Source organism: Sphingobacterium sp. T2, from assembly GCF_000814685.1.
GTDB classification, from domain to species: Bacteria; Bacteroidota; Bacteroidia; order Sphingobacteriales; family Sphingobacteriaceae; genus Sphingobacterium; species Sphingobacterium thermophilum.
In genome coordinates, this window is sequence record NZ_JXAC01000199.1 from 1 (window position 1) to 2,280 (window position 2,280).

The 2,280-nt window shown below is 45.1% G+C and carries 4 protein-coding genes; 2 read left to right on the plus strand and 2 right to left on the minus strand.

Annotated features, from left to right (window positions below):
* The first annotated feature begins 428 nt into the window (after nt 1-428).
* Complete coding sequence (locus tag SD31_RS11885; protein ID WP_039054290.1) at nt 429-926, plus strand: hypothetical protein; 498 nt, start codon at nt 429-431, stop codon at nt 924-926.
* Between the two features lie 131 nt (nt 927-1,057).
* Here SD31_RS11885 and SD31_RS16695 read toward each other — a convergent pair whose 3' ends face one another.
* Nucleotides 1,058-1,321 (minus strand): hypothetical protein, encoded by a 264-nt coding sequence (locus SD31_RS16695; protein WP_156138348.1) that lies wholly within the window; start codon nt 1,319-1,321, stop codon nt 1,058-1,060.
* A 41-nt stretch (nt 1,322-1,362) separates the two neighbouring features.
* Between SD31_RS16695 and SD31_RS16700 the strand changes: the two genes are divergently transcribed.
* Complete coding sequence (locus SD31_RS16700) at nt 1,363-1,614, plus strand: hypothetical protein (protein ID WP_156138349.1); 252 nt, start codon at nt 1,363-1,365, stop codon at nt 1,612-1,614.
* Nucleotides 1,615-1,945: 331 nt separating this feature from the next.
* Here the strand turns inward: SD31_RS16700 and SD31_RS11895 are convergent.
* Nucleotides 1,946-2,280: M14 family zinc carboxypeptidase (locus SD31_RS11895; RefSeq protein WP_039054292.1), on the minus strand; the 335-nt coding region annotated here is incomplete at its 5' end.

Genomic DNA, 2,280 nt, shown 5'->3' on the forward strand with positions numbered 1-2,280 from the left:
GTATATACAACTTTTCCGTTATATTTACGGCCGATAGTGAAATCAGAAGAATTTTTGAGTCAGCGAGAAAGGCAGTGACTGGAAGCATATAGAGGTTCTGCGTGATTTTTACCCCTCTTTCTGAGATACCATGCGCGAAATAGGGAACGGGGGCTTTCAGACATCAGGCCATCGCCGGCTTCCTTGGCCCAGCGGTTTGTCCGTTTTTTATTTTAACCTTACGATAGTATATCGAGACTTGCCTATGTTTGAAATGATATGACAATTTCACTCCGAGACTAGTTGTTTTACTGCTGTTTAGCAGCTATTGCAGCTTGATTTGCGCACAACAACCGTTTATAAAGCTAGCGAAAGGCCCTATCGTGTTTATGCTGGATAGGTAAGGCAATGTACGCCATGTTTTTAAGGAAGGGGCGGGGAATGTCAACATGAACTATGATTTAGGAGGGCGTTTAACTGCCATAGGAGATATGCGTATTTCATATAATCACGACGGAACGGTAAGGAGCGCAGGTAGTTGCGATGTAGACTATGATATATGGGGCAAAGTGCGTAACGTGGGCGACGTAGGTATTGACTATGATCTGGGAGGACGAATAAGAAGGCTTGGTGGGCGCGGGATCGATTATGATTTGGAAGGCCGGATACGGCAGATTGGATCTATCAAAATAGATTATGATCACTATGGACGTGTTCGAAAGTTTGGAGATGAGGATATAGATTACGATCTGAGCGGCAAGGTCCGGAGCTTTGGAAGCTTAAATGTCGGCTATGATCTAAGTGGGAGTATCAGTAAAATAGGCGAATATCGTTTCGATTACCACCTTGATGGCAAACTCCGGTCTGTTAGCGGCGGCGCTGCACATGGAGCGGGTGAAAAAATCATGTGGTATTACTATACGATTCGGCAGCTAAATAGGGATTAATAGGCGCTTCCCATTCATTTTCTACAGATAAGACGGGTGTAAGCGTGCCTATATGCGAGCCTTCCTGTCTAAAAAATAATGTTTCATTCCCTTCGTGTAGGGGGCGACTTTAGTTTCCGCGACGGTATGTGCTACCTCTGGGATTTGTATTGAGATTTCTTCGGGAGCTGTTCGAGTCTTGTTCGACTGGGCTTCGACAGCTGTCGAAACTCTCCCGAAGGGCTGTCGAAGCGTTCCCGAAGCTGTCCCGAATAGGAGTCGAAGCCGCCTCGAAGGGCACCCGAACCGCATAACAGAAAATGATAAATTTCTGCTCGCAGACCTCCTATACCTTCAGTAGGTTTTAAGTACTCCTTAAGTACTGATGAAGTACTGTTTACGCAACTGTTGCGCAAGCAAAAAAAGGTACCGTTAGTGTACTGTTAGTTCACTGGTAGTGTACGGGAAGTGTACTAAAAAGGTACTGGAGAGGTACTACGGAGGTACGGGGAAGGTACGGGAGACCTACGACCAGGCTACATGGGTCTGTACACCTGTCACGAACCCATCTGCTGCTGACGGTAAACCTTTAGTATATTTACGAGGCTTGTTCTTATCCATACTTCAGTCTACGGACACCGCGCAACTGTTGGTGAAAAACACCTTTCTTTCCGCCTTACTTCCAAATGTTTTTGCTAGTTTTATTTAAAAACTTGCTGTTTTTCTGAAAATTTTACTGAATATTGCCGTTTGTCTTGTGTTTTTTTTTAACAGTGACTACATTTAAGCACGAGCGTAGGAATTAGTCTATTACATTTATAGACTTTGTTTTAAATGTCTATATTTGTCGCGGCGCCGATAGTCGGGTAGAGTTACGATGCGGCCGCGTGGATGAACAGATCCTCCGGTATAAGAAAGGGGGATCATGCAAACTGAAGAAGAGGCATGGGGATGAAACTTTTTAGGGTAGACTCGGACAAACAACAGATAGCTGCCATTAGAAATGGCGACGAAAAGGCCTTTGCCCGGGTGTACGAGCATTATTGGAAAAAATTGCTAGCTATTTCTTTCCAGCACACCAAAGATAAGGGGATGGCAGAGGAGATCGTGCAGGAGGTTTTTGTATCCCTTTGGCAGCGCCGCAATTCTTTAGCCAGTTGCTTGGCTTCCTGTTCTGCGAGTTCTGCTCTCGCCAGTCTTTGTGAAATGTTCTTGTAATGACTCAGCTTAGCAAGATTTTCCGGAGAGGATACGATAAGCATAGGCTGATCTCTACCTTCTTCGGTCTTGCCAATAACCTGATATAGGATTCTGTCGGACTGCTGGGCGAGCTTTTTGAAATAGCTTCCGTTTGGGAGAAGTTCGCCAAATGGTA